The organism is Williamsia serinedens (genome assembly GCF_024171725.1).
In the GTDB taxonomy this organism is placed as follows: Bacteria; Actinomycetota; Actinomycetes; order Mycobacteriales; family Mycobacteriaceae; genus Williamsia_A; species Williamsia_A serinedens.
The window spans coordinates 1-1803 of sequence record NZ_JAMTCG010000019.1; the positions used below are offsets into that span (position 1 = coordinate 1).

The 1803-nt window shown below is 67.0% G+C and carries 2 protein-coding genes; both read right to left on the minus strand.

Going from position 1 to position 1803, the window contains the following annotated elements; genetic code table 11:
- A partial coding sequence (locus tag LX12_RS21645; protein WP_253656690.1) for a hypothetical protein occupies positions 1–591 on the minus strand: 591 nt, incomplete at its 3' end.
- Positions 592–594: 3 nt separating this feature from the next.
- The gene (locus tag LX12_RS21650) at positions 595–1638 is read right to left on the minus strand and encodes a hypothetical protein (RefSeq protein ID WP_253656691.1); all 1044 of its coding nucleotides are present in this window, start codon (positions 1636–1638) and stop codon (positions 595–597) included.
- Positions 1639–1803: the final 165 nt, after the last annotated feature.

The window sequence follows — 1803 nt, forward strand, 5'->3', positions numbered from 1 at the left end:
GAAGGACGAGTAGATCGCGGTCGGCACCGCACGCGCGCCGCTGGGCCAGTTTGTCGGCGTGTCAATTTGGGCCATGACCTTGAGTGTTGAGCCGTTGGCGCACCACACGTTGTAGGTGCCCCCGAGCAGCAGCGAAACGGAGAACCCGTAGATGCCGGCCGGGAGCAGTCGGGTCGCCGTGCTCGGGTCGGACAGCCATGCCTGTAGGGCAGTCGAGTCATCGGTGGCGTAGGTCATCTCCAAATTGGAGCCGGTGTACGACGCGTTCGTCGCCAGCCGAATCTGAGTTGCGCTGTCGACTGCCTGAATTGTCGAGGCGAATGTCGGCTGTGTCGAGCCCGCTGCTGGCAGCACGACGATTCGCTTGCCAACGTCGGCTGGCGTGAATGCCGCCCCGGTGGCAGTGAAAACGTTCGACCCGGATGAGATGGAGCCGGTGAGCAGGGTGACTCCATCGCCCTTTGCGCCGAAGTCCCTGGGTGTGAGAAATAGCTCGCGCTTACCTACGGCTCGCGCCCCTTGGTCTGGCGCAATCGCGTCCACTGACGCCTGGGTTGCTAGCGCGGGACGCGGGGTGAAGGTCTGTGCCATGGGTCAGCTCGCGATCGTGTACTCGGCGCCGGTCGAGTCGACGTAGATGTCGCCCGTCGTCGCTCCGGGGATGTCGGACGTGGGGGCGCCGGCGGTGGTGCCGGTGAAGGTGAGCCGCGGGTAGTTCCACTTCGTGGCGTCGAACGTCGCCCCGGTCGTGCCGCCGGCCTTGAACGTGCCGACGCGGGCGATCGGCAAGAGTCGGGCCGTTCCGGCGGGCAGCGTCTCGTTCGGCTGCCAGCGCGCGGCATAAAGGGTGTCGTTGACGGTCTTCGTCGGTCGGTAGCCCAACTGCTGGGCAAGGTCCCCCGCCGACGGGGTGGAGAACAGTGTCTCTGGCGGGGTGTCGCCACCCTCGAACGACAGGATCGCCACCACGTCATCAGTGGCGAGGGGGTTGTAGGACTCGGCGAACAGGTAGTTGCCGCCGAGCGTGCCGATGCGGGAGTCGGTGACCGGTGGCTGCACCACGCCATCGGCGGTACGGAATGTGGCGGTGTTGCCGTCGATGCGGAACGCCAGCTCGTACTCCACGGGCCGGTTCGGGTCCCCGATCAGCGGCGGAGAGTATGCGCCCGACGCCAGAACGATCTCCCCACCGTTAGCGGAGTCCCACAGCGAGAACGCCCAGTTGTTGCGGTTGGTGCGGTAGTGCACCGACATCGTCAACGCGCCAGGCGTGCCGACATCTGGGCGCGAAGGGGCCGCGATGCACATCGTGCCCGTGCCCGTCGACTGCGGCAGGAACAGGCCCCGCACCTTCCCCCAGCGCGGCTTAGACGCGACCGCGGCCGTGCAGTACAGCGCCGCCGGGGCCGCGGACGGGTCCGCCCAGAACCCGCCCCGGCCGTTGATCTGCCCCGTAGATCCCTGCCCCGTGGGGTTGCGGGTCCACGTCAGTGCGTGACCGGACAGGGATGTCGTCGGCAGCGCCATGCCTGCGGTCGCGCCTGCCATCGACACCGACAGCACCTCACGCTTCGCGGCATAAGAGTCTTCTCCGACCGGTCTCCAGGCGGTGCCGTTCCAGCGTTTGAGGGTGGCCATCAAACCTCCAGGGTCAGTTGCTCGAACGGCGGTTCGCCGTCGTCGGGGTCGTCGGATCTGTCGAGATCCCAGTCAGCGCCGAGTTGCTGACGGGTAAAGGTGCGGATGCGGTGGCAGTTGGCGCACACCACCTCGCACTTGGCGATCTCCGCCTTGATCTGCTCG